This window comes from Streptomyces sp. NPDC043996 (genome assembly GCF_056435225.1).
The window spans coordinates 799495-821811 of the sequence record NZ_JBWKEY010000002.1; the positions used below are offsets into that span (position 1 = coordinate 799495).

General features: G+C 74.3%; 19 protein-coding genes and 1 riboswitch. Of the genes, 11 read left to right on the plus strand and 8 right to left on the minus strand.

Annotation, left to right across the window (positions count from 1 at the left end):
* Positions 1 to 53: 53 nt before the first annotated feature.
* The gene (gene cobN / locus AC07A4_RS07495) at positions 54 to 3647 is read right to left on the minus strand and encodes a cobaltochelatase subunit CobN (RefSeq protein WP_478594285.1); all 3594 of its coding nucleotides are present in this window, start codon (positions 3645 to 3647) and stop codon (positions 54 to 56) included.
* A gap of 90 nt (positions 3648 to 3737) precedes the next feature.
* Positions 3738 to 3813: riboswitch (cobalamin riboswitch) on the minus strand.
* Between the two features lie 101 nt (positions 3814 to 3914).
* Between cobN and AC07A4_RS07500 the strand changes: the two genes are divergently transcribed.
* The 3 genes from AC07A4_RS07500 to AC07A4_RS07510 are packed head-to-tail and all read left to right on the plus strand — an operon-like array spanning position 3915 to position 7461.
* Complete coding sequence (locus AC07A4_RS07500; protein WP_478594288.1) at positions 3915 to 5294, plus strand: cobalamin biosynthesis protein CobG; 1380 nt, start codon at positions 3915 to 3917, stop codon at positions 5292 to 5294.
* Positions 5291 to 5962, plus strand: coding sequence for a precorrin-8X methylmutase (locus tag AC07A4_RS07505; protein ID WP_478594290.1), 672 nt, complete (start codon positions 5291 to 5293; stop codon positions 5960 to 5962). The genes AC07A4_RS07500 and AC07A4_RS07505 overlap by 4 nt, the downstream gene beginning before the upstream one ends.
* A complete protein-coding gene (locus tag AC07A4_RS07510) occupies positions 5959 to 7461 on the plus strand; it encodes a precorrin-2 C(20)-methyltransferase (protein WP_478594292.1) in 1503 nt (500 codons plus the stop codon). Before AC07A4_RS07505 ends, AC07A4_RS07510 begins: the two co-directional genes overlap by 4 nt.
* Positions 7462 to 7506: 45 nt before the next feature.
* Here AC07A4_RS07510 and AC07A4_RS07515 read toward each other — a convergent pair whose 3' ends face one another.
* A complete protein-coding gene (locus tag AC07A4_RS07515) occupies positions 7507 to 8250 on the minus strand; it encodes a cobalt-precorrin-6A reductase (protein WP_478594295.1) in 744 nt (247 codons plus the stop codon).
* A gap of 18 nt (positions 8251 to 8268) precedes the next feature.
* Between AC07A4_RS07515 and AC07A4_RS07520 the strand changes: the two genes are divergently transcribed.
* A complete protein-coding gene (locus tag AC07A4_RS07520) occupies positions 8269 to 9405 on the plus strand; it encodes a cobalt-precorrin-5B (C(1))-methyltransferase (protein WP_478594298.1) in 1137 nt (378 codons plus the stop codon).
* Positions 9406 to 9449: 44 nt separating this feature from the next.
* Here AC07A4_RS07520 and cobM read toward each other — a convergent pair whose 3' ends face one another.
* The 3 genes from cobM to AC07A4_RS07535 all read right to left on the minus strand — a co-directional run bounded on the left by cobM (position 9450) and on the right by AC07A4_RS07535 (position 13889).
* A complete protein-coding gene (gene cobM / locus AC07A4_RS07525) occupies positions 9450 to 10199 on the minus strand; it encodes a precorrin-4 C(11)-methyltransferase (RefSeq protein WP_478594300.1) in 750 nt (249 codons plus the stop codon).
* Positions 10196 to 11461, minus strand: coding sequence for a precorrin-6y C5,15-methyltransferase (decarboxylating) subunit CbiE (gene cbiE / locus AC07A4_RS07530; RefSeq protein ID WP_478594302.1), 1266 nt, complete (start codon positions 11459 to 11461; stop codon positions 10196 to 10198). Before cbiE ends, cobM begins: the two co-directional genes overlap by 4 nt.
* Positions 11462 to 11657: 196 nt before the next feature.
* A complete protein-coding gene (locus AC07A4_RS07535; RefSeq protein WP_478594305.1) occupies positions 11658 to 13889 on the minus strand; it encodes an MMPL family transporter in 2232 nt (743 codons plus the stop codon).
* Positions 13890 to 14022: 133 nt separating this feature from the next.
* On the opposite strand from AC07A4_RS07535, the gene AC07A4_RS07540 reads away from it, so the two are divergent.
* Positions 14023 to 14781 carry a TetR/AcrR family transcriptional regulator gene (locus AC07A4_RS07540; protein WP_478594308.1) on the plus strand — a complete coding sequence of 253 codons (759 nt, stop codon included), beginning with the start codon at positions 14023 to 14025 and terminating at the stop codon, positions 14779 to 14781.
* A gap of 28 nt (positions 14782 to 14809) precedes the next feature.
* Positions 14810 to 15316 carry a carboxymuconolactone decarboxylase family protein gene (locus tag AC07A4_RS07545; RefSeq protein ID WP_478594310.1) on the plus strand — a complete coding sequence of 169 codons (507 nt, stop codon included), beginning with the start codon at positions 14810 to 14812 and terminating at the stop codon, positions 15314 to 15316.
* Positions 15317 to 15432: 116 nt separating this feature from the next.
* Here the strand turns inward: AC07A4_RS07545 and AC07A4_RS07550 are convergent, their stop codons facing one another.
* Positions 15433 to 16068 carry a hypothetical protein gene (locus AC07A4_RS07550; protein WP_478594313.1) on the minus strand — a complete coding sequence of 212 codons (636 nt, stop codon included), beginning with the start codon at positions 16066 to 16068 and terminating at the stop codon, positions 15433 to 15435.
* 120 nt (positions 16069 to 16188) lie between these two features.
* Here AC07A4_RS07550 and AC07A4_RS07555 point away from each other — a divergent pair, with 120 nt between their 5' ends.
* Together AC07A4_RS07555 and AC07A4_RS07560 are read left to right on the plus strand one after the other, a co-directional pair.
* Entirely contained in the window at positions 16189 to 17712 is a 1524-nt protein-coding gene (locus AC07A4_RS07555; protein WP_478594316.1) for an alpha/beta hydrolase, read from the plus strand.
* Between the two features lie 107 nt (positions 17713 to 17819).
* Positions 17820 to 19100: a dienelactone hydrolase family protein gene (locus AC07A4_RS07560; protein ID WP_478594318.1), complete on the plus strand. Its 1281-nt coding sequence runs from the start codon at positions 17820 to 17822 to the stop codon at positions 19098 to 19100.
* A 7-nt stretch (positions 19101 to 19107) separates the two neighbouring features.
* Here the strand turns inward: AC07A4_RS07560 and AC07A4_RS07565 are convergent, their stop codons facing one another.
* Both AC07A4_RS07565 and AC07A4_RS07570 read right to left on the minus strand, forming a co-directional pair.
* On the minus strand, positions 19108 to 19296 hold the full coding sequence (locus AC07A4_RS07565) for a DUF4236 domain-containing protein (RefSeq protein WP_478594320.1): 189 nt from the start codon (positions 19294 to 19296) through the stop codon (positions 19108 to 19110).
* Positions 19297 to 19451: 155 nt separating this feature from the next.
* Positions 19452 to 20645, minus strand: a complete 1194-nt coding sequence (locus AC07A4_RS07570) for an RNA-guided endonuclease InsQ/TnpB family protein (protein ID WP_478594323.1) — start codon at positions 20643 to 20645, stop codon at positions 19452 to 19454.
* A 167-nt stretch (positions 20646 to 20812) separates the two neighbouring features.
* Here AC07A4_RS07570 and AC07A4_RS07575 point away from each other — a divergent pair, with 167 nt between their 5' ends.
* The 3 genes from AC07A4_RS07575 to AC07A4_RS07585 all read left to right on the plus strand — a co-directional run.
* Positions 20813 to 21043 carry a hypothetical protein gene (locus AC07A4_RS07575; protein ID WP_478594325.1) on the plus strand — a complete coding sequence of 77 codons (231 nt, stop codon included), beginning with the start codon at positions 20813 to 20815 and terminating at the stop codon, positions 21041 to 21043.
* A gap of 86 nt (positions 21044 to 21129) precedes the next feature.
* The gene (locus AC07A4_RS07580) at positions 21130 to 21774 is read left to right on the plus strand and encodes a GNAT family N-acetyltransferase (RefSeq protein ID WP_478594327.1); all 645 of its coding nucleotides are present in this window, start codon (positions 21130 to 21132) and stop codon (positions 21772 to 21774) included.
* Between the two features lie 91 nt (positions 21775 to 21865).
* Positions 21866 to 22317: SPFH domain-containing protein (locus AC07A4_RS07585; protein WP_478594330.1), on the plus strand; the 452-nt coding region annotated here is incomplete at its 3' end.

A 22317-nucleotide genomic window follows, 5' to 3' on the forward strand; every position in this document is an offset into this window, starting at 1 on the left:
CTGGCCGGGGGGCGCTCGCCGGGGCACGGCGAGCGCCCGCCGGGGCGGGGCGGTCAGCCGTCGCCCTCGAGGTTGCCCTCCGTCTCCAGGTAGACCTGCCGCAGCTGTTCCAGGACGGCCGGGTCGGGCTTCTCCCACATGCCGCGCGACTCCGCCTCCAGGAGCCGCTCGGCGATGCCGTGCAGGGCCCAGGGGTTGGCCTCCTGGAGGAACTCGCGGTTGGCCGGGTCCAGGACGTAGGTCTCGGTGAGCTTGTCGTACATCCAGTCGGCGACCACGCCGGTGGTGGCGTCGTAGCCGAACAGGTAGTCCACGGTCGCGGCGAGTTCGAAGGCGCCCTTGTAGCCGTGGCGGCGCATCGCCTCGATCCACTTGGGGTTGACCACGCGGGCGCGGAAGACGCGGGAGGTCTCCTCGACGAGGGTGCGGGTGCGGACCGTCTCGGGGCGCGTCGAGTCGCCGATGTACGCCTCGGGGGCGGTGCCGCGCAGGGCGCGCACGGTGGCGACCATGCCGCCGTGGTACTGGAAGTAGTCGTCGGAGTCGGCGATGTCGTGCTCGCGGGTGTCGGTGTTCTTCGCCGCGACCGCGATGCGCTTGTACGCCGTCTCCATGTCCTCGCGGGCCGGTCGCCCCTCGAGTTCGCGGCCGTAGGCGTAGCCGCCCCAGACCGTGTAGACCTCGGCGAGGTCGGCGTCGGTGCGCCAGTCGCGGGAGTCGATGAGCTGGAGCAGACCCGCGCCGTAGGTGCCGGGGCGCGAGCCGAAGATGCGGGTGGTGGCGCGGCGCTCGTCGCCGTGGTCCGCGAGGTCCGCCTGGACGTGGGCGCGCACGTGGTTGACGTCGGCCGGTTCGTCGAGCGCGGCCGCGAGCCGCACCGCGTCGTCGAGCAGGCCGATGGTGTGCGGGAACGCGTCGCGGAAGAAGCCCGAGATGCGCAGGGTCACGTCGATGCGGGGGCGGCCGAGCTCGTCGTGCGGGATGGCCTCCAGGCCGGTCACGCGGCGCGACGCGTCGTCCCAGACGGGGCGGACGCCGAGCAGGGCGAGGGCCTCGGCGACGTCGTCGCCCGCGGTGCGCATGGCGCTGGTGCCCCACAGGGAGAGGCCGACCGAGGTGGGCCACTCGCCGTTGTCCGCGCGGTAGCGCTCCAGGAGGGAGTCCGCGAGGGCCTGCCCTGTCTCCCACGCCAGGCGCGAGGGGACGGCCTTGGGGTCGACGGAGTAGAAGTTCCGGCCGGTCGGCAGGACGTTGACCAGGCCGCGGAGCGGGGACCCCGAGGGTCCTGCGGGCACGAAGCCGCCGGCGAGGGCGTGCACGGTGTGGTCGAGTTCGGCGGTGGTCGCGGCGAGCCGGGGCACGACCTCGCGGGCGGCGAACTCCAGGATGGCGGCGACCTGTTCGCCGTGCTCGGTGGGCACGGCGGCCGGGTCCCAGCCCGCGTCCTCCATGGCCTGGACCAGGGCGCGGGCCTGTTCCTCGGCCGCGTCGGCGCTGGTGCGGGTCGCGGCGGACTCGTCCAGGCCGAGCGCCTCGCGCAGCCCTGGCAGCGCCGCGGCGCCGCCCCAGATCTGGCGGGCGCGCAGGATGGCGAGGACCAGGTTGACGTGGTCGCCGCCGGTGGGCGGGTTGCCGAGGACGTGCAGGCCGTCGCGGATCTGGGCGTCCTTGACCTCGCAGAGCCAGCCGTCGACGTGCAGCAGGAAGTCGTCGAAGCCGTCGTCGTCGGGCCGGTCGGCGAGGCCGAGGTCGTGGTCGAGCTTGGCGGCCTGGATGAGGGTCCAGATCTGGGCGCGGATCGCCGGGAGCTTCGCCGGGTCCATCGAGGAGATCTGGGCGTATTCGTCCAGAAGCTGCTCCAGGCGCGCGATGTCGCCGTAGGAGTCGGCGCGGGCCATCGGCGGGACCAGGTGGTCGATGAGCGTGGCGTGGACGCGGCGCTTGGCCTGGGTGCCCTCGCCCGGGTCGTTGACCAGGAAGGGGTAGATGAGGGGCAGGTCGCCGAGGGCGGCGTCGGGGCCGCAGGCGGCCGAGAGGCCCGCGTTCTTGCCGGGCAGCCACTCCAGGTTGCCGTGCTTGCCGAGGTGGATCATGGCGTCGGCGCCGAAGCCGCCGTCCTCGGCGCGGGCGGCGATCCAGCGGTAGGCGGCCAGGTAGTGGTGCGAGGGCGGCAGGTCCGGGTCGTGGTAGATCGCGATCGGGTTCTCGCCGAAGCCGCGCGGCGGCTGGATGACGATGAGGAGATTGCCGAAGCGCAGGGCGGCGAGGACGATGTCGCCCTCGGGGTTGCGGCTGCGGTCGACGAACATCTCGCCGGGCGGCGGGCCCCAGTGCTGCTCGACGCCCTCGCGCAGCTCCTCGGGGAGCGTGGCGTACCAGCGGCGGTAGTCGGCGGCGGGGATGCGCACCGGGTTGCGGGCCAGCTGCTCCTCGGTGAGCCAGTCCTGGTCGTGGCCGCCCGCCTCGATCAGCGCGCGGATCAGTTCGTCGCCGTCGCCGGAGGCGAGCCCCGGCACCTCGGCGCCGTCGCCGAAGTCGTAGCCCTCCTCGCGCAGGCGGCGCAGCAGGGCCACGGCGCTGGCGGGCGTGTCCAGGCCGACCGCGTTGCCGATGCGGGAGTGCTTGGTGGGGTAGGCGGACAGGACGAGCGCGAGGCGCTTGTCGGCGGCCGGGATGTGCTTGAGGCGGGCGTGGCGCACGGCGATCCCGGCGACGCGGGCGGCGCGCTCGGGGTCGGCGACGTAGGCGGGCAGGCCGTCGGCGTCGATCTCCTTGAAGGAGAAGGGCACGGTGATCAGGCGGCCGTCGAACTCGGGCACGGCGATCTGGCTCGCGGCGTCCAGCGGGGACACGCCCTCGTCGTTCTCCTCCCACGCGGCGCGCGATCCGGTCAGGCACAGCGCCTGGAGGATCGGCACGTCCAGGGAGGTGAGCGCGCCCGCGTCCCAGGACTCGTCGTCGCCGCCCGCGGACGCCTCGGCGGGCTTGGTGCCGCCCGCCGCGAGGACGGTGGTGACGATGGCGTCGGCGGCGCGCAACTCGTCGATCAGCTCGGGCTCGGGGGCGCGCAGGGACGCGACGTACAGGGGCAGGGGGCGGCCGCCCGCGTCCTCCACGGCGTCGCACAGGGCCCCGACGAAGGCGGTGTTGCCGCTCATGTGGTGGGCTCGGTAGTAGAGCACGGCGACGGTCGGTCCCTCGACGCCGTCGCGGGGGGTGCGCTCCAGCGGGCCCCAGGTCGGGGCGGCGGCGGGGGCGTCGAAGCCGTGGCCGGTGAGCAGGACGGTGTCGGAGAGGAAGCGGGCGAGCTGCTCCAGGTTGCCAGGGCCGCCGTGGGCGAGATAGGCGTGGGCCTCGGCGGCGATGCCGACGGGGACGGTGGAGGCGGCCATCAGCTGGGCGTCGGGGGCCTGTTCGCCGGTGAGGACGACCACGGGGCGGCCGTCGGCGAGGAGCAGGTCGAGGCCGTCCTGCCAGGCGCGCAGGCCGCCGAGGAGGCGTACGACGACGAGGTCGGCGCCGTCGAGGAGCGCGGGCAGCTCGTCGAGGGCGAGCCGGGCGGGGTTGGCGAAGCGGTAGGGCACCGGACCGGTGGCAGCGCGCGCGCTGAGCAGGTCGGTGTCGGACGTCGACAGCAGGAGGATCATGCGGCGTCAGGCCTTCCTCGGGGTCCGCGCCCCGGGCGGTGGTCGGAGTGAGTTCTCCCCCCGTCCGGGCAGGGCCGGGCGTGGGGAAGGGAGTTCCTGACTCACCCGGCCCCTGGGGTCGGGTTCACAGTGGCGGGACCGCGCCGGAATCGCACCGGGCTTCCTCCCCTGTCGCCGTCGTGGCGATGGCGGATCGGGATGATCCACTGGGGAGCATAGTAAGGGTCGCGTGCCCAGGGGGAGCGTGGTCGCGGTGTGATCATAGGTATGCTCGCCGCCATGTCCTCGGCTTCCCCTCGCTCATCGCCCCAGGCCACAGCGGCCGTGCGGGATCGCGGTGACGCGTGCCCGGGGTCGCTGCGGCTGCACGCGGCGGACGACGGGGCGCTGGCCCGCGTCCGGATTCCCGGCGGTGTCCTGACCGTGCGGCAGGCGGAGGCGCTCGCGGACGCGGCGCTGCGCCTGGGCGACGGGGAACTGCATCTGACCTCGCGCGGCAATGTGCAGCTGCGGGGACTTCGCGACGGAAACACCGGAAACGACACAAGCACCGGAAACAGCGGAAACGACGTAAACGCCGGGAACGGCGGCGGAGACGGGAACGGCGGCTGCGGCGCGGAGCTCGCCGCGTCGCTCGACGCGGCCGGGCTGCTGCCCTCGCGCGGGCACGAGCGGGTGCGCAACGTCGTGGCATCGCCCCTGTCGGGCCTCGACGGGCGGGGGCTGCTCGACGTGCGGCCCTGGCTGTCGGCGCTGGACGCGCTGCTGTGCGCGCGGGCGTCGGCGCGGGCCCTCTCGGGCCGGTTCCTGTTCGCGCTCGACGACGGCCGGGGCGATGTCGCCGGGCTCGACGCCGACGTGACGCTGCGGGCGGTCGCCGACGGCGGCGCGGAGCTCGGCCTCGGCACGTCGGGAGCGGCGCTGCACGTGTCCGGCGAGGACGCGCCCCGGGCCGCGCTCGCGGCCGCCGAGGCGTTCCTCGACGCGGCGCGGGCGAGCGGGGCGCGGGCCTGGCGCGTGGACGAACTCGCGCTCACCGACGAGGAGTTGACCGCTCTTGTCGGCCGCGCGCTGACGGCGGCGGGCATCGGCCACCGGGCGCGGGCACGGGACGCCTCGCGTACGGCGGGACCACTGCCGGGCGTGGTCGGCGGCGCGCTGTCCGCGCACGTGCCCCTCGGGCGCCTGACCGCCGCCCAGTGGCGTGCGGTGACCCAGGTCGCCGCCGCCGGTGAGCTGCGTCTGACCCCGTGGCGCGGTGTCGTCGTGCCCGCGCCGGGCGTGAGCGCCGTGCGGGCGGCGGAGCGCCTCGCCCTGCTCGCCGCCACCGGCCTGGTCACCGAACCCGATTCGCCCTGGCTGCGCGTGGGCGCCTGCGTCGGCCGCCCCGGCTGCGCCAAGTCCCTCGCGGACGTGCGGGCGGACGCCACGGACGCCCTCACCGCACTGCCCCACCACGGCCTGCCCCTGTACTGGTCGGGCTGCGAGCGCCGCTGCGGCCACCCCCGGGGCGCCCGGATCGACGTCGTCGCCGCCCCGGGCGGCGGCTACCGCCTCACCACCGCCGCGGACGGCGCGGAGCCGCGCGGCACGGCCATGGACCACCCCTCCCAGCTCGCCGCCGCCCTGGCGGCGATCACCGCATGACCCGTACGACGACCGAGAGCAGCGAGAACGACACCGTGACCACCTACGACTACGAGAAGGACGGCGCGGCGATCTACCGCGAGTCCTTCGCCACCATCCGCGCGGAGGCGGACCTCGCGGGCCTGCCCGCCGACGTCAGCCAGGTCGCGGTCCGGATGATCCACGCCTGCGGAATGGTCGACCTGGTACGGGACTTGGCCCACACGCCCGCCGTGGTCTCCCGGGCCCGCGCGGCCCTGCGCGCGGGCGCGCCGATCTTCTGCGACGTCCAGATGGTGGCCAGCGGGGTGACGCGCAAGCGCCTGCCCGCCGACAACGACGTGCTGTGCACGCTCTCCGACCCCGCCGTTCCCGACCTCGCGGCGCGGCTCGGCACCACGCGCAGCGCGGCCGCGCTCGAACTGTGGCGCGACCGCCTCGAAGGCTCCGTGGTCGCCGTCGGCAACGCGCCGACCGCGCTGTTCCGGCTCCTGGAGATGATCGAGGACGGCGCGCCCCGACCCGCCGCCATCATCGGCGTCCCGGTCGGGTTCGTCGGCGCCGCCGAGTCCAAGGAGGCGCTCGCCGCCCACCCGTTGGGCCTGGAGCACCTGGTCGTGCGCGGCCGCCGCGGCGGCAGCGCCCTTGCCGCCGCCGCGCTCAACGCGATCGCGAGTGAGGAAGAGTGAGCGGCAAGCTGTACGGGGTCGGGCTCGGCCCCGGCGACCCGTCCCTGATGACCGTGCGGGCCGTCGAGGTCATCGCCGAGGCCGATGTGGTCGCGTACCACAGCGCCCGGCACGGCCGGTCCATCGCCCGCTCGATCGCGGCGAAGCACCTGCGCGCCGACCACGTCGAGGAGCCGCTGGTCTATCCGGTGACGACGGAGACCACCGACCATCCGGGCGGCTACCAGGGCGCGATGGAGGAGTTCTACGCCGCGTCGGCGGCGCGGCTCGCCGTGCATCTCGACGCGGGCCGCACCGTCGCGGTCCTCGCCGAGGGCGACCCGATGTTCTACGGCTCCTACATGCACATGCACAAGCGGCTCGCCGACCGCTACGACACCGAGGTCATCCCCGGTGTCACCTCCGTGTCCGCCGCCGCGGCCCGCCTCGGCGCGCCGCTCGCCGAGGGCGAGGAGGTCCTGACGATCCTGCCGGGCACGCTGCCGGAGGAGGAGCTGACGGCCCGGCTCGCCGCGACGGACGTCGCCGTGGTGATGAAGCTGGGGCGCACCTTCCCCAAGGTGCGGCGCGCCCTTGAGGACGCGGGGCGCCTCGCCGACGCCCGGTACGTGGAGCGGGCCACCATGGCCGGGGAGCGGGTCGCCGAACTCGCCGACGTGGACGCGGATTCGGTGCCGTACTTCTCGGTGGCGGTGCTGCCGAGCCGGGTGGACGCCGAGCGGCCTGTGCGCGAGCGGGGCGAGGTCGTCGTGGTGGGCACCGGGCCCGCGGGGCCGCTGTGGCTGACGCCTCAGACGCGGGGCGCGCTCGCCGCCGCCGACGACCTCGTCGGCTACACCACGTATCTGGACCGGGTGCCGCGGCGCGCGGGGCAGCGGCGGCACGGCTCGGACAACCGCGTGGAGTCGGAGCGCGCGGAGTTCGCCCTGGACCTGGCCCGGCGCGGGCGGCGGGTCGCGGTCGTCTCCGGCGGCGACCCGGGCGTTTTCGCCATGGCCACCGCCGTCCTGGAGGCGGCCTCGCGCGAGGAGTACGCGGACGTCGCGGTGCGGGTCCTGCCGGGGGTGACCGCCGCGAACGCGGCCGCCGCCCGCGCGGGCGCCCCGCTCGGCCACGACTACGCGACGATCTCCCTGTCCGACCGGCTCAAGCCGTGGGACGTGATCGCCGAGCGGCTGCGCGCGGCAGCCTCGGCTGACCTGGTGCTCGCGCTGTACAACCCCGGTTCGCGGAGCCGGACCTGGCAGGTCGGCAAGGCCCGTGAGCTGCTCCTCGAGCACCGGGCGCCGGACACCCCGGTCGTGGTCGCGCGGGACGTGGGCGGCTCCGGCGAGCGCGTGCGGATCGTGCGCCTCATCGACCTGGACCCGGCCGAGGTCGACATGCGCACGATCCTGCTCGTGGGGTCCTCGCAGACGCGGGCCGTGCGGCGCGGCGCCGGAGCGGGCGGCGCGGGCGAGCACGTCGTGTGGACGCCGCGCCGGTATCCGGAGGCGTGAGCCGGTGGGGCGCCCGGCGCCCCACCGTTCCGGCGCCGGAGCGGGTCAGCGGCCGAGGCGCGCGGTGACCCAGCGGACCGCCGCCTCCGGGTCGGCCACCACGGGCACGTCATCGGGCACCGGCGGGCGCCGCACCACGACCACCGGAAGGCCCGCCTCGCGGGCGGCCGTCAGCTTCGGCGCGGTAGCCGCTCCCCCGCTGTCCTTGGTCACCACGACGTCCGGGCGGTGGCGGCGCAGCAGCGCGCGCTCGCCGTCCAGGGTGAAGGGGCCGCGGTCGAGCAGGACCTCCATGCGGGCCGGGTGCGGGGCCTCGGGCGCGTCCACGGACCGTACGAGGAACCACAGCGAGTCGAGGGCGGCGAACGCGGCAAGCCCCATGCGTCCGGTGGTGAGGAACACCCGGCGGCCGAGCCCGGGCAGCAGCGCGGCGGCCTCCTCGAGGCTCGCGGCCTCGTGCCAGTCGTCGCCCTCGACGGGGGCCCAGCCCGGGCGGCGCAGCGCGAGCAGGGGAACATGGGCGGTGGCGGCGGCCCGCGCCGCGTGGAAACTGATCGTCCCAGCGAAGGGGTGGGTGGCGTCGATGAGCGCGTCCACCCGGTGCTCGCGCAGCCAGGCGGTGAGGCCTTCGGTGCCGCCGAAGCCGCCGACGCGGATCTCGCCGGGGGGCAGCCGGGGGCTCGTGACGCGCCCGGCGAGGGAGCTGGTCGGGCGCACGCCCGGCGTGGCGTGCAGCAGTTCGGCCAGGCGGCGGGCTTCGGTGGTGCCGCCGAGTATCAGTACGCGCATGGAAGTCCGGGTCCGTTCATGAGCAGCGAAGCGCAAGGCGTCGGCGGGGCGAAGGGCGGCCGCGGCGCCCAACTCAAGCACACCGGTCTGCGGCCCGGCTGGACCACGGGCGCCTGCGCGACCGCGGCCACGACCGCCGCGTACACCGCCCTGCTGACCGGGGAGTTTCCCGACCCGGTGACGATCACGCTGCCCAAGGGGCAGACGCCGTCCTTCGCGCTCGCGGCCGAGGAGCTGACGGGCGCGAGCGCGATGGCGGGCATCGTGAAGGACGCGGGCGACGACCCGGACGTCACGCACGGGGCGCTGGTGCGGGCCACGGTGCGGCGGCTGCCCGCCGGGTCCGGCGTGGTCTTCCTGGCCGGTCCTGGCGTCGGCACGGTCACCCGCCCGGGCCTGCCGCTGGCCGTCGGCGAACCGGCGGTCAACCCCGTGCCCCGGCAGATGATGCGCGAGCACGTCGCCCGGGTGGCCGCCGCGCACGGCGGCAGCGGCGACGTGGAGATCACCGTGTCCGTCGACCACGGCGAGGAGATCGCCCGCTCGACGTGGAACCCGCGGCTCGGCATCCTCGGCGGTCTTTCCATCCTCGGCACGACCGGGATCGTGGTGCCGTACTCCTGCTCGGCGTGGATCGACTCGATCAGGCGGGGCGTGGACGTGGCGCGGGCGGCCGGGCGCACGCACGTGGCGGGGTGCACCGGTTCGACGTCGGAGCGGACGGTCACCGCGCTGTACGGCCTGCCCGAGGACGCGCTGCTCGACATGGGCGATTTCGCGGGCGCGGTCCTCAAGTACGTCCGGCGCCACCCCGTGGACCGCCTGACCGTCTGCGGCGGCTTCGCCAAGCTGTCCAAGCTGGCCGCGGGCCACCTCGACCTGCACTCCGCGCGCTCCCAGGTCGACAAGGCCTTCCTGGCCGAACTGGCCCGGCGCGGCGGGGCGGACGAGGCGCTCGCCGCCGAGGTGGCGGGGGCGAACACGGGGCTCGCCGCGCTCCAGCTGTGCCAGGCCGCGGGGGTGCCGCTCGGCGACCTGGTCGCGACCGTGGCCCGCGACGAGGCCCTCGCCGTGCTGCGCGGGGCGCCGGTCGCGGTCGACGTGGTCTGCATCGACCGGGCGGGGACGGTCGTGGGCCGCAGCACGGTGGCCTGACCTCGCTCGTTCAACGGCGCCGGGCGGGGCGGCGCCGCCGCCGCTCAGCAGACATGGCGGTCACGCTCGGGCGAGTACAGGTGGCTGTCGCGGAACTGCTCGGCGCCCAGCGTCCGCCCCACCATGATCACGGCGGTGCGGACCACACCGGCCTCCTTCACCCGCGCGGCGATCTCGTCGAGCGTGGCGCGGATGACGATCTCGTCGGGGCGCGAGGCGTAGGCGACGACCGCGGCGGGGCAGTCGCCGCCGTAGTGCGGGCGGAGCTCGTCGACCACGCGGTCCACGTAACCGGCCGCGAGGTGCAGCACGATCAGGGCGCCGGAGCGGCCGAGGGTGGCGAGGTCCTCGCCCTCGGGCATGGGGGTCGCCCGCTGGGCGACGCGGGTGAGGATCACCGTCTGGCCGACGGTCGGCACGGTCAGCTCCCGCTTCAGGGCCGCGGCCGCCGCGGCGAAGGCGGGCACGCCGGGCACGACCTCGTAGGGCACGCCCGCCGCGTCCAGGCGCCGCATCTGCTCGGCGACCGCGCTGAACACGGAGGGGTCGCCGGAGTGCAGCCGGGCCACGTCGTGGCCGTCCCGGTGGGCGCGGACGAGCTCGGCGGTGATCTCGTCCAGGTCGAGCCGGGCGGTGTCCACGAGCCGGGCGTCTGGCGGGCACTCCGCGAGGAGTTCGCGCGGGACCAGGCTGCCCGCGTACAGGCAGACCTGGCAGGCGGCGAGCGTCCGGGCGCCGCGGACCGTGATCAGGTCGGCGGCGCCGGGCCCGGCGCCGATGAAGTACACGGTCATCTGTCTGCTCCTGCGGGGTCGTCGTGCGGGTGGGGCGGCTTCTGCGCGGCCCACTGGGTCACCGGCATCGCCTGGCGCCACCCGGTGAAGCCGCCCACGGGCACGGCGTGCGCGACCGCGAGCCGCACGAGGTCGCCGCCGTGGCGGCGGTAGGCGTCGGCGAGGAGCGCCTCGGACTCCAGGGTGACGGTGTTGGCCACCAGCCTGCCGCCGGGCGGAAGCGCCCGCCAGCAGGCGTCGAGGAGGCCGGGCGCGGTGAGGCCGCCGCCGATGAACACGGCGTCGGGGGGCGGGAGTTCGGCCAGGGCGGCGGGTGCGGCGCCGGTGACGACGCGCAGCCCTGGCACGCCGAGCCGGTCGGCGTTGCGGGTGATGCGGGCGGCGCGCTCCGGGTCGCGTTCGACGGTGATCGCCCGGCACGAGGGGTGGGCGCGCATCCACTCGACGGCGATGGAGCCCGAGCCGCCGCCGACGTCCCACAGGAGTTCGCCGGGGGCGGGGGCGAGCGCGCCGAGCGTGGCGGCGCGGACGTGCCGCTTGGTGAGCTGCCCGTCGTGCTCGTACGCCGTGTCCGGGAGGCCGGGGACCGCGCCGAGCCGGAGGGCGCCCAGGGCGCGGCGGCACTCCACGGCGACGATGTTGAGGCGGTCGCCGGGCGGCTGCGCCCAGTCGTCGGCGGTGACGCAGCCGCTCACACGCTCCTCGGCCGCGCCGAGCCGCTCCAGGAGCCGCATGCGGCTCGGGCCGAAGCCGCGGTCGCGCAGCAGGGCGGCGATCTCGCCGGGCGTGGTGGCGTCCGCGCTGAGCACGAGGAGGCGGCGGCCGTGGTGCAGGGCCGCGGCGAGGCGGGCGGCGGGCCGTCCGACGAGCGTGACGACCTCGACGTCCTCCAAGGGCCAGCGCAGACGGGCGGCGGCGTAGGAGACGGAGGAGGGGTGGGGCAGCACCCGCAGGGCGTCGGTCTCCTCGGCGAGGGCGCGCCCGATGCCGTAGAACATCGGGTCGCCGCTGGCCAGGACGGCGATCCGGCGGCCGGCGTGCGCGGCGAGCAGCCGGGGCACGGCGGGCCGCAGCGGCGTGGGCCAGGCGATCCGCTCGCCGGGGCACTCCACTCCGACGAGGTCCAGCTGTCGCGGGCCTCCCACGATCACCTCGGCCGCGCGCAAGGCGGCCCGGGAGGCCTCGGGAAGCCCCTCCCAGCCGTCGGCCCCGACCCCGACGACGGTCACGGTGGCGGGGGGTCCTGGTCGCGCGGGGGTCACTGCTCGGTACCTCGGGGCTTAGGGGGCAACGGGCGCACTCTACTGGGCGGTGACCAGCGAGGTCGTGCGCGGGGTGCGCGTAACGGAGCCCCCGGGCACCCCCGCCCCGCTCCACGCGCATCGCGGGAATACCCGCAACGCGGGGCATGCCGCGAACCCCGGGCCCCGCCCACCGGACGGGCGGGGCCAGGCCCGCTCAGGCGTCCGCCGCGTCCCGTTCGCGCGCCGCGGCCGCCACCGGCACCGGCGCGGGCGCGGGGCCGCCCTCGCTGAGGCCGAAGCGCGCGTGCGCCGCGCGCAGGAAGCCCGGCGCGTACCAGGCCGACCGGCCGAGCAGGCGCATCGCGGCGGGCAGCAGGACACCGCGTACGGCGACGGCGTCGATGAGGATGGCGAGGCCGGTGCCCAGGCCGAACATCTGCATGAAGCTGACCTCGGCCGTCCCGAAGGCGAAGAAGCTCACCGCGAGGAGGCAGGCCGCCGCGCTCACGACGCGTCCCGTGTGGCCGAGGCCGTCGACCACGGCGGTCCGGGTGCCCTCGCCCAGGTCGTGGAGCTCCTTGATGCGGCTGGTGACGAACACCTCGTAGTCCATCGAGAGGCCGAAGGCGATGCAGAACATCAGCACGGTCATCGAGGTGTCCATCGGCTGCGGCGTGACGCCGAGCAGGGAGGTGAGGTGGCCGTCCTGGAAGGTCCACGTCACCACGCCGAGGGCCGCGCCCAGGCTGACCGCGTTGAGCGCGAGGGCCCGCAGCGGCTGTACGACGCTGCCGGTGAACAGGAAGAGGAGCAGGAACGTGGTGACGGCGACCAGGGCGACGGCGGCGGGCAGGCGGCCGCCGATGGAGTCCTTGGAGTCCACAAGCTCGGCGTCGGTACCACCCACCAACGGCTGGGCCCCGGCGGGCGGTTCGGCCTCCCGGACCCGCTCGACCAGGCGCTCGGCCGCCGCCGACTTCGGCGTGAGGGCGCTCACCACGTTGACGCGCTGGGCGTCGGGGCGGCCGAGCGCGGCGGCCGCGGGGCCCGCCGCCTTGGCCCGGCCTTCGGTGTAGGTGCCGGTGGCGGCCTCGACGCGGACGACGCCGTCGAGCCGTGAAAGATCGGTCGCGTACGCCGCGAGCGGGCCCTTGGCCACGGCTTCGTCGATCACGACGTGGAGGGCCGCGTCGTCGCTGCCGTCGAAGTCCTTCCGCAGCACCTCGGCGACCTGACGGCTCTGCGCGTCCTCGGGCAGTACCCGCTCGTCCGGCGTTCCGAAGCCGATGCCGAGCAACGGGCTCGCGGCCACGAGCAGCACCGCCAGCACCGGCAGCGCGGTGCGGGCGGGGCGGCGCATGACGGTCGCGGCCAGGCGCCCCCAGAAGGGCGTGCGGGCGCTCGCGCGCCCCGGCTTCGCCCAGGGCAGCCGTCCGCTGTTGACCCGGTGCCCGAGGACCGCGAGCAGGGCGGGCATCACGAACAGGGTGCCGAGGGCGGCGATGGCCACGACGCCGACTCCGGCGTAGGCGAAGGAGCGCAGGAAGAACTGCGGGAACACCAGGAGCGCCGCGAGCGCGACGGCCACCGTGGCGGCGGAGAACGCGACCGTGCGGCCCGCGGTGGCGACGGTGCGCCGGACGGCGTCGGGCACGTCGGCGCCCGCCGCGAGCTGCTCACGGAACCGGCTGATCATCAGCAGGGCGTAGTCGATGCCGAGGCCGAGGCCGAGGGCCGTGGTGAGGTTGGTCGCGAAGATGGAGACGTCGGTGACGCCTCCGAGCAGGGCCAGTTCGGCGAACGTGCCCGCGATCGCGACGGTGCCGATGACCAGCGGCAGCAGGGCCGCGACGACGCTGCCGAAGACGACCAGGAGCAGGGCGAGCGTCAGGGGGACGGCGATGGCCTCGGCGAGGAGGAGGTCCTTGGGTGTCTGTGTCGCCAGGTCGTTGATGACGGCGGTGCCGCCTCCGGCCCTGATGTCGAGCCCGCCGTCGTAGGTGCCGGTGTAGTCGTCGAGGACGCCTTTGACGTTCTTGCCCTGTTCGCTCTCGCCGCCCTTCACATGGGCGAGGACCATCGCCTCGCGGCCGTCCTCGGAGCGCAGGTCGGCACTGCCCGTGTCCCAGTACGAGAGCACGTTCTCCAGGTGCCGTTCCTTCTTGAGGTCGGCGACCAGGGCCCGGCCCGCCCGCTCGGTGCGGGGAGCGTCGGCGCCGCCCTCGGGGCCGCGGACCAGCAGGACCAGGTTGGTCTCCCCGCCGAAGGCGTCCTCGATGACCTTCCCGGCCCTGGTGGACTCGGCGTTCGGGTCGGCGTGGCCGCCGTCGACGAGCTTGCCGAAGGCGCCCGCGCCCACGACGCCCATGAGGGCCACGGCCAGGGCGGCGACCACCAGGACCAACCGGGAACGGCGGATGGCCAGTTCGGCTATGCGTTCAAACACGCCCTGTCTCCTTCGGGTTCTCACTCGGGCCGCCGACGCTAGTGGGCTACAAGAGGATTTGGCAGTGTTAGATTTTCTTCACACCTTGGACTTCTCCGCTGCCGCCTGCTTCCAACTGCCGTACGGTCACCGCATGTCCACCGAGGAATCCGTCACCGCCAGGCCTTCCCTGCGACAGCGGCGCCGGGCCGTCGCCGTGCGGGAGATCCTGAGCGCCGCCGAGAGCCAGGTCACCGCGCACGGGCCCGCCGCCCTGTCCCTTCGCGCGGTCGCCCGCGATCTCGGCATGACCGTGCAGGCGCTCTACCACTACTTCCCGAGCCGGGACGACCTGGTCACGGCGCTGATCACCAAGGCGTACAACGACCTGGCCGAGGCGGTGCGCGCCGCCGTCGACACCGCGCCGCACGGCCCGGAACGCCCGCGCCTGGTCGTCGCCGCCGAGGGCTACCGCGGCTGGGCCGTGGCCAACCCCGAGCAGTTCCAGCTCCTGTACGGCACGCCGTTGCGGCACTACCGGGCGCCCGTCGAAGGACCGACCACCCAGGCGCAGCGGCGGATCAGCGCGATCTTCCAGCGGGAGATGTTCGGCGGGTTCAACCCGGAGCAGCTCGCGGGGATCGACGCCCGGCCGCTGTCGTCCGCGTTCGGGGCGCGGATCGCGTCGCTGCCGGGGGAAGGCCTCGGCGAACTGCCGCCGCCCGCGGCCGCGCTGCTGCTGAGCGCGTGGGGGTGCATGCACGGGCTCGTCGTCCTGGAGGTGTTCGGGCACACCGAGTTCCTCGGGGAGCACCAGGACGAGATCTTCCGCACGGCGATGCACGACCTGTGGGACGACGTCCAGCGCCGAGTGCCGGTCACACTTCCGCGGAGCCATCCGTCAGGAGAGTGACAGCGAAACACGCACCAAGGAGATGGCGATGGAAACGCGTTCGATCACGGCCGAGATCCCGATGGCTCCGCGGATGGCGGAGGACCCCGCGCAGCTCGTGCCCGAGCTGGCCGCGGTGTCGGCCGCCCTGTTCAAGGTCACCGGCAACGGCTCGGTGCCGCGCTCCACGATCAGCCTGGTCCAGCTGCGGGCGGGGCAGATCGTCGGGAGCACCTATCTGACCGTGCTGCACGCGGGGTTCCTGCGCAAGGCCGGGGAGTCCGAGGAGCGGATCACGTCGGTGGCGTCCTGGCAGGACTCGCCGTACTTCAGCGGTGCCGAGCGGGCCGCGCTGGCCCTGGTGGAGGCGGTGCTCCAGCCGTCCGCGCAGGGCGAGCGGGTCTCCGACGCGCTGTACGCCGAGGTGGCCGGGCACTACGAGGACAAGGCGTTCGCCACGTTGATGTTCGCGATCGGGCAGGTCAACTTCTTCATCCCGGTGGCACTCATCGCCAAGCCGGTGCCCGGCCGTTCGTTCAGCGCCCCGTGGAAGTAGCGGGACCGCGCGGTTGAGGCGAGGCCGGGGGTCGCGAGGGCCATACCGCCGACGTGCCGGGCGTCGGGGGTACGGCCTTCAGTCGGCGGTACGGGCCTTCGGCCGTCGCTACAGCCTCAGCTGATGTCGGCCAACTCCCGCCCGGCCAGCAGGCGGACGTAGCCGCGCCGCCCGGCCAGCAGGGTGATGGCCGTCCACCCGGCGGCTCCCATGGCGAGCGTGCCGAGCTGGCCGCCCGGGTCGACGTCGGCGGCCGCCTCCATGGGGACGACGCCCTCCGGGTCGGTGATGACGTCGAGGCGGTCGCCGATCTCCCAGTCCGGGTCGCTGCCGTCGTAGTTCAGCGTCTCGTCGAGTTCGCCGGAGCGGCCGACGACGGTGAAGCGGTGGTTGTTCCCGCCGTCGGCGGCGCTGTCGGCCACGACGCGGACGCTGTGGCGCTCGCCGCGGTGCTCCAGCGCGGCCTCGGGGGCGTACTGGACCGAGCCCACCAGCACGAACACCGCCGGAAGCACGGACAGCACGCCGAGCCACCAGGCGCGGTGGAGGAAGCACACCAGGAGCACATGGACGAGACAGGCGACGACGCCGGTGCTGATCGGCACGGCGACGGTGCCGACCGCGAGGTACGAGATCCCGGTGTTGGCCGCGGCGATGATCCAGCCGATCACCACAAGACCGAGGGTGAACAGGAAGTACGTCCCCTTGGTCACGGCCGGGCCCTGCGTTTTCTTCATGTCCACTGCAACCATCGGGGCAGCATAACGGGAGCGGTGCGACGGGCACGGAACGGCCGCGGGGGCCGCCGGTGTTACGTCCTCATCATGATCCCGTAGAGGCGTCATCATGCCCGGCCGCCACAGTGACGCCGCATGAACACCAGCTTGCGCGCGCACCCGGCGCCCCCTGCGGGACGGCGGATCACGGCCGTCCTCCTGGCCCTGTCCGCGGCGGCCGCCCTGGCGGCTCCCGCGGCGACCGCCGCCCCCGGGCCGCCCGACGCCAGCGCCCCTGTCCCGCCGATCCGTTGGGGCGCCTGCCCGAAGGCTGAGCCGCCGGACCCCGAGCCGAGCCCGAAGGCGCGGTGCGGGACGGTCGCGGTGCCGGTGGACTGGTCGAAGCCCCACGGCCCCACGCTCGACCTCTTCGTGGCCCGCCAGCAGGCCACCGACCCCGGGCGGCGGGTCGGCGTCCTCCTGTCCAACCCGGGCGGCCCGGGGAATCCGGGAGCCGACGACGCGCTGTACGCGGACGACCCCGTCTCCGGCTACACCCGGGCCATGCTCCGGCGCTTCGACGTGGTCGGCTTCGATCCGCGCGGCGTCGGCCGCAGCCAGGGCGCCCGCTGCGACGAGCGGCTCCTCCGCTCGATCCCGACCCGCCCGCGCAGCGAGGCCGAGTTCACCCGCCTGCGCACCCTCAACGGGCGGCTCGCGCGCAGTTGCCTGGAGCGGACGGGGCCGCTGGCCGCGCACATGGACGCCGTGAGCGTCGCCCGCGACATGGACGCGATCCGCGCCGCCCTGGGCGAGCGCCGCATCAGCTTCCTCGGCCACTCCTGGGGCACCTCCCTCGGTGAGCGCTACGCGCGCCTGTTCCCCGGCAGGCTCCGCGCGCTGGCGCTCGACAGCGCCATGGACCCGGGCACTCCGGGCGCCGAGGGCTATCTCAGGACCGGCAGCCTCTCGGTCAACGGCACCTTCAAGCGGTTCGCCGCCTGGTGCGCGAGGGACACGGACTGCGCGCTGAACGGCCGGAGCGTCGGCGCCTTCGTCGCCAAGCTGTTCGCCCGCGCCGACGCGGGCACGCTCCGCGCGCCGAGCCCGCAGGGCCCGACCCGTACGAAGGTGACCGCCGACCAGCTGTCCGACCTGCTGACCTTCGAACTGCGCGGCTACTCCGCCGTGGACACCTCGCGCCGGCTGCTCGCCCTGCACACCGGCGAGGGCAAGAGGATCAGCTGGCCCGAACGCGGCTCGGAACTCCCCACGCGGCTCGTGCTGTGCCGGGACTACGACCTGCGCGTCCGCGACTACGCCCACTACCGGGCCATCCGCGAGCGGGTCGCGAAGGCCGCCCCGCACGTCCGCTACAGCTCCCAGCGCCTTGACGAGATCCTCGGCTGCCAGGGCTGGTCCGTGCCCCCGGCGCCGCGGCCCGCGCGGGCCGAAGGGCCGCTGCCGCCCGTGCTCGTGGTCAACGCCACCCACGACACGGCGACCCCGCTGGCGGGCGCGCGCCGCATGGCCCGGAGCTTCCCGAAGGCGACCCTGTTCACGCTGGACGTGGTGGGCCACTGGCTGTACCGCAGGGGCGCGACGGTGGCGGCGATGCGGGTGATCGACGCGTATCTGAACGACCCCAAGAGCCTTCCGAGGAACCACCCGAAGACCTAGCCGAAGAACCACCCGAAGAACCACCCGAAGAACCGTCCGAAGAGCCGCCCGAAGAGCTAGCGGGCCCCAAAGGGAACCCTTCCCTCCGTCCGCCCGTCCTCCCAGCCATGACGACTGCACCTCTCCGGTCCGCGCGCCTCGCGGCGGCCACCACCGCCCTCGCCCTGGTCACGACCCTCGCGGGCACCGCCACCGCCGAGGCGGCCGGGACGGGCGGGACGAGCGGGACCGCCGACCGGCAGCGGGCCGCAGGACCGGCGAGCGCCGGGGCGAGCCTCACCAGCTACCGGCTCGCCCCGGGGCTCCTCAAGATCACCGGCGGCCGGACGGCGGGCAACCCGTCCCAGGTGCACGGCGTGCTCGGCATGCCCAAGGGCAAGGGCCCGCACCCGGTGGTCGTCGTCCTGCACGGCACGCACCACAACTGCGTGGTCACCAAGGACGCGTCGGACGTCGTAGCCCGCCAGCCCGTCAAGGCCCACTGGCCGCTGGTCTGCGCCAAGCCGGGCAAGCCCGAGCGCGGTCTCGGTCCGGACTATCTGCGCCACGACGTGGGCCTGTCGCACCTCGTGCAGGCGCTCACGCGCAAGGGGTTCGTGGCCGTGTCGATCGACGTCGTCTCGCCGGAGAACTGGTGGGGCGGCGAGACCGACCCGGTCAAGGGCTACACGGATCTGGTCAGCGCCCATCTGCGGCTGCTCTCCGACCTCAACAAGGGCGTGACCCACGGCCTGAGGATCCCCGGCGTCAAGGGCCGCGTCGACACCTCCCGGGTGGGTCTGGTCGGGCACAGCCGCGGCGGGGGCTACGTCCTGTCGCCCCAGGCGGCCCGGCGCGCCGGGCTCTTCGGCGCGGTGGCCGTCCAGCCCGCGGAGAACGCCGAGCCCGCGCCGCACAAGGTGCCCGTCCTCAACATCCGCGGCGCCTGCGACGAGGACGTGCAGCCGGACGCCGGGCGGCGGACGATGAAGGCCCTCGCGGCGTCCGGCAGGACCAAGGTCGCGGCCGACGTCCTCCTCGCCGGGACCGGGCACCGGATGATCAACACCAATCTCGCCCCCACCGACAAGGGCGGCGGGATCGGCCCCTGCCGGCCCGCCAAGGTGGCCACACCGGCCGCCGCCCGCGCCCAGACCGCTCAGCTGACCGCGTCGTTCCTGGCCCAGGCGCTGCGCAAGGCCCCCTCGTACCGCCTGCCCGCCGTCGGCAAGATCGCGCCCAAGGGCGGCAATCTGCGCCGGGGCGGACCGTCCGTCACCTTCCGCCCCGCGCGCCAGGAGACGTTCACCGACCCCCGCGCGATCCGCGAAGTCTCCTCCAAGCAGCGCCTTCTGCCCGCCATCCCCAAGAGCCTGAAGGTCAACAAGCGGCCCGATGACGGGATCTGAGCACGTGTCAGTGGCGGCGGCTCGAGTCCGAGTGCCAGCCGAAGGGGCCCGCGTCGACGGACGTCGTACGGCGCCCGTCGGAGTTGATGGTGGTGTGGCCGCGGCGGCCGCCGACCGTGATCGACCACTTGCGCCCGTTGATGTGCACCCGCACCCCGGGCAAGATCCGGAACGATTTGCGGAACGTGAACGACATGAGGCTTCCTCCCCGTCGGTGACCGTAACCAGATCACGCCCCGCCGGTCCCGTCGGTTCCCCCGGATCTTCGAATGGCGGGAGATATTCGCTCGCGGTCCGGGACGTGACGCACCCACTGTGACTACTCCCCCTCGTGAACGAGGGGGCTTCTCGCTAGGCCGGTTGGGCTTCGCGACGGGCCAGCCCGGCCCGCAGAACGTTGGAAGCCCCCACGACGTCGGCGTGCGCGGTGTGGCCGCAGGCGACGCAGTGGAACTTCTCCTGAGTGGGCCGGTTCTCCGCCGCTATGTGCCCGCATTCGGGGCAGGTGCGGGAGGTGTTGCGGGGGTCCACGGCGATCACGACTCGTCCGGCGCTTTCAGCCTTGGCGTGCAGGATCGCGAGGAACACCCCCCATCCGGCATCGGCAATGCTTCGGTTGAGCCCGGCTTTGGCCGCCGCACCATTGGGGGCGTAGGTGCCGTCTGGGCTGGGGCGCGGCGCGGGCGTGGCCGACATGTTGCGGATCTTGAGGTCTTCGTGCGCGATCACGTCGTGTTCGACCACCAGGCTGCGCGCGGTCTTGTGCGCGTGGTCCAGACGCTGACGGCGGACCTTGCGGTGCACCGTCGCGACACGTTCGACGGCCTTGCGGCGGCGCTTCGAGCCGCGCTTGCACCGGGACAGAGCCTGCTGTGCCGTCTCCAGCCTCGCGGCGGCTTTGCGGCCGTGGCGCGGGTTGTCGACATGCGTGCCGTCCGAGGTGGTCAGGAACGAGGCGATCCCGAGATCAATCCCGACCACGGCACCGGTCGCGGGAAGCGGTTCGGGCCGGGCCTGCTCGGCTGTGAGGACGACGTACCAGCGTCGTCCCTCCCGCTTCACGCTGACGGTCTTGACCCGGCCTTCCACCGGCCGGTGCTGCTTGACCTTGACATGCCCAACGCCCTGAAACCGGACACGAGTCTGAGACGCGTTGGGCGTGGAGTCCCACCGGCAGCCGTCGCCGTCCTTGGGAAACTCCACCGTGTCGAACCGGCCAACACCGCGAAACCTCGGGTACCCGGGCTTGTCTCCGGATCTGACGCGGCGGAAGAACGCGGTGAACGCCTTGTCCAGGCGGCGCAAGGTCGCCTGCTGCGAGCTGAAGGACCAGCGGCCCTGCCGCTCGGAATCGAACGCCCGGATCTCCTTGAGCTGCGCCGACTGCTGCCCGTAGCGGATCGTCGTCTTCGAGTCATGCCGCCAGGCGTCCCGGCGTTCCTGCAAGGCCCCGTTGTAGAGCGAGCAGTGATCCCGCAGCATGTCCGCGAGCGCGCCTTCCTGACGCCCCGTGGGGCGCAGCAGGAACTTGTAGGCGCGCATCATGCCCCAAGGATCGCAGATATCAGACGTGTTGGGGCCTTCGACCCTACGATGCCGCGCACCTCCGGTACGCACCGAACGATTCGTTCCCCCACCGGCTAAAGCCGGTGGTCCCCTCGAAAGGAATCTGATTGGGCATTCGTGCGGGGCGCACCCCAGGGAGCGGGCGAATGGCGGAGGCACACGGCTTCACGTACGAGGAACGCGGCGACGGGTCCGTGGAGATCCGTCACCACGGGCGGTCGGCGACCGTGCTGCGGGGCGGGCGCGCGGCACGGTTCGTGCGGGAGGCGACGACGGGCGACGCCCAGCTGGTCATGGCCCGGTGGACGGGAAACTACCGGCGGGGCAATGAGCGGGCCGCCCGCGGCCATCCCCGCAACGCAGGCGGGCGCCGGTAGCGCGCCCGGCGGCTGGACCGGGGCGGCGCGGGGCGGCACGCTTGGCGTCGCTGGTGTGAGGGGCGTCGTACGAGAGCGGGGGCACCGTGGAGGTCCGTGCGTTCACCGAGGGCGACCGCCCGGGGCTGCGGGAGCTGTTCGGCCGCGCCGGGCAGGGCGCGCCCGGGGCCGGGCTGTGGGGACACCAGGCCTCGGAGGCCGCCGTCTACCTGGACCCCTACCTGGGGCCGGAGCCCGCCGCGCTCCTGCTGGCCGTCGCCGAGGGGCGACCCATCGGCTATCTCGCCGGGTGCCTGGACAGCGCGGCGTTCCCCGGCGAGGACGAGCGGCTCGGGCGCGCCGTCCGGGAGCACCGGCTCTACCTGCGGGCGGGCCCTGCCCGGTTCTTCGCCCGGGCCCTCACCGACCTGGCGTGGGCGGCGGCCCGGCGGCAGCCGACCGCCAAGGAGTTCACCGATCCGCGGTGGCCGGCCCACCTGCACATCAACGTGGCCCCAGAGGCCCGTGGCACCGGGGCCGCGGACCTGCTGATGGACCGCTGGCTGGAGCGGGTCGCCGACCGCGGCGTCCCCGGCTGCCATCTGCAGACGCTCTCCGAGAACACCCGCGCCGTCCGCTTCTTCCTCCGCAAGGGCTTCGTCCCGCACGGCCTGACCCCCGTGGTCCCCGGGCTGCGCCACGCGGGACGCCGTCCGCACCAGCTGACCATGGTGTGGAACCCCGGCGCGTGACGGGGTTCCCGCCTCGGCCGGAGGCTCGCCTCCCTCCCCTACTCGGGCGTATCGTTAAATAACGGACGGCTCGGAGCGACAGGGGGTCGTCATGGTGCAGGAGCTGCTCGCGGCCGGTGTGGCGACCCTCTCCGCCGGTCTCGTGTACGTGTCGGCGGCGGCCCGCGTCGTCAAGCAGTACGAGCGCGGTGTCGTCTTCCGGCTCGGGCGGCTTTCGGGCGAGCCGCGTCCGCCGGGGTTCACGATGATCGTTCCTGGCGTGGACCGGATGCGTAAGGTCAACATGCAGATCGTGACGCTGCCGGTGCCCGCGCAGGAGGGCATCACCCGGGACAACGTCACCGTGCGGGTCGACGCGGTCGTCTACTTCAAGGTCATGGACGCCGCCAACGCCATCGTCCAGGTCGAGGACTACCGCTTCGCGGTCTCCCAGATGGCCCAGACCTCCCTGCGCTCCATCATCGGCAAGAGCGACCTGGACGACCTGCTCTCCAACCGCGAGAAACTCAACCAGGGCCTGGAACTCATGCTCGACAGCCCCGC

What these genes read in the sequence shown, in the direction of transcription:
- cobN (WP_478594285.1), bottom strand. Translation starts at nt 3,647, where the DNA reads ATGATCCTCCTGCTGTCGACGTCCGACACCGACCTGCTCAGCGCGCGC.
- AC07A4_RS07500 (WP_478594288.1), top strand. Translation starts at nt 3,915, where the DNA reads ATGCTCGCCGCCATGTCCTCGGCTTCCCCTCGCTCATCGCCCCAGGCC.
- AC07A4_RS07505 (WP_478594290.1), top strand. Translation starts at nt 5,291, where the DNA reads ATGACCCGTACGACGACCGAGAGCAGCGAGAACGACACCGTGACCACC.
- AC07A4_RS07515 (WP_478594295.1), bottom strand. Translation starts at nt 8,250, where the DNA reads ATGCGCGTACTGATACTCGGCGGCACCACCGAAGCCCGCCGCCTGGCC.
- AC07A4_RS07520 (WP_478594298.1), top strand. Translation starts at nt 8,269, where the DNA reads ATGAGCAGCGAAGCGCAAGGCGTCGGCGGGGCGAAGGGCGGCCGCGGC.
- cobM (WP_478594300.1), bottom strand. Translation starts at nt 10,199, where the DNA reads ATGACCGTGTACTTCATCGGCGCCGGGCCCGGCGCCGCCGACCTGATC.
- AC07A4_RS07540 (WP_478594308.1), top strand. Translation starts at nt 14,023, where the DNA reads ATGTCCACCGAGGAATCCGTCACCGCCAGGCCTTCCCTGCGACAGCGG.
- AC07A4_RS07545 (WP_478594310.1), top strand. Translation starts at nt 14,810, where the DNA reads ATGGAAACGCGTTCGATCACGGCCGAGATCCCGATGGCTCCGCGGATG.
- AC07A4_RS07550 (WP_478594313.1), bottom strand. Translation starts at nt 16,068, where the DNA reads ATGGTTGCAGTGGACATGAAGAAAACGCAGGGCCCGGCCGTGACCAAG.
- AC07A4_RS07555 (WP_478594316.1), top strand. Translation starts at nt 16,189, where the DNA reads ATGAACACCAGCTTGCGCGCGCACCCGGCGCCCCCTGCGGGACGGCGG.
- AC07A4_RS07560 (WP_478594318.1), top strand. Translation starts at nt 17,820, where the DNA reads ATGACGACTGCACCTCTCCGGTCCGCGCGCCTCGCGGCGGCCACCACC.
- AC07A4_RS07565 (WP_478594320.1), bottom strand. Translation starts at nt 19,296, where the DNA reads ATGTCGTTCACGTTCCGCAAATCGTTCCGGATCTTGCCCGGGGTGCGG.
- AC07A4_RS07570 (WP_478594323.1), bottom strand. Translation starts at nt 20,645, where the DNA reads ATGATGCGCGCCTACAAGTTCCTGCTGCGCCCCACGGGGCGTCAGGAA.
- AC07A4_RS07575 (WP_478594325.1), top strand. Translation starts at nt 20,813, where the DNA reads ATGGCGGAGGCACACGGCTTCACGTACGAGGAACGCGGCGACGGGTCC.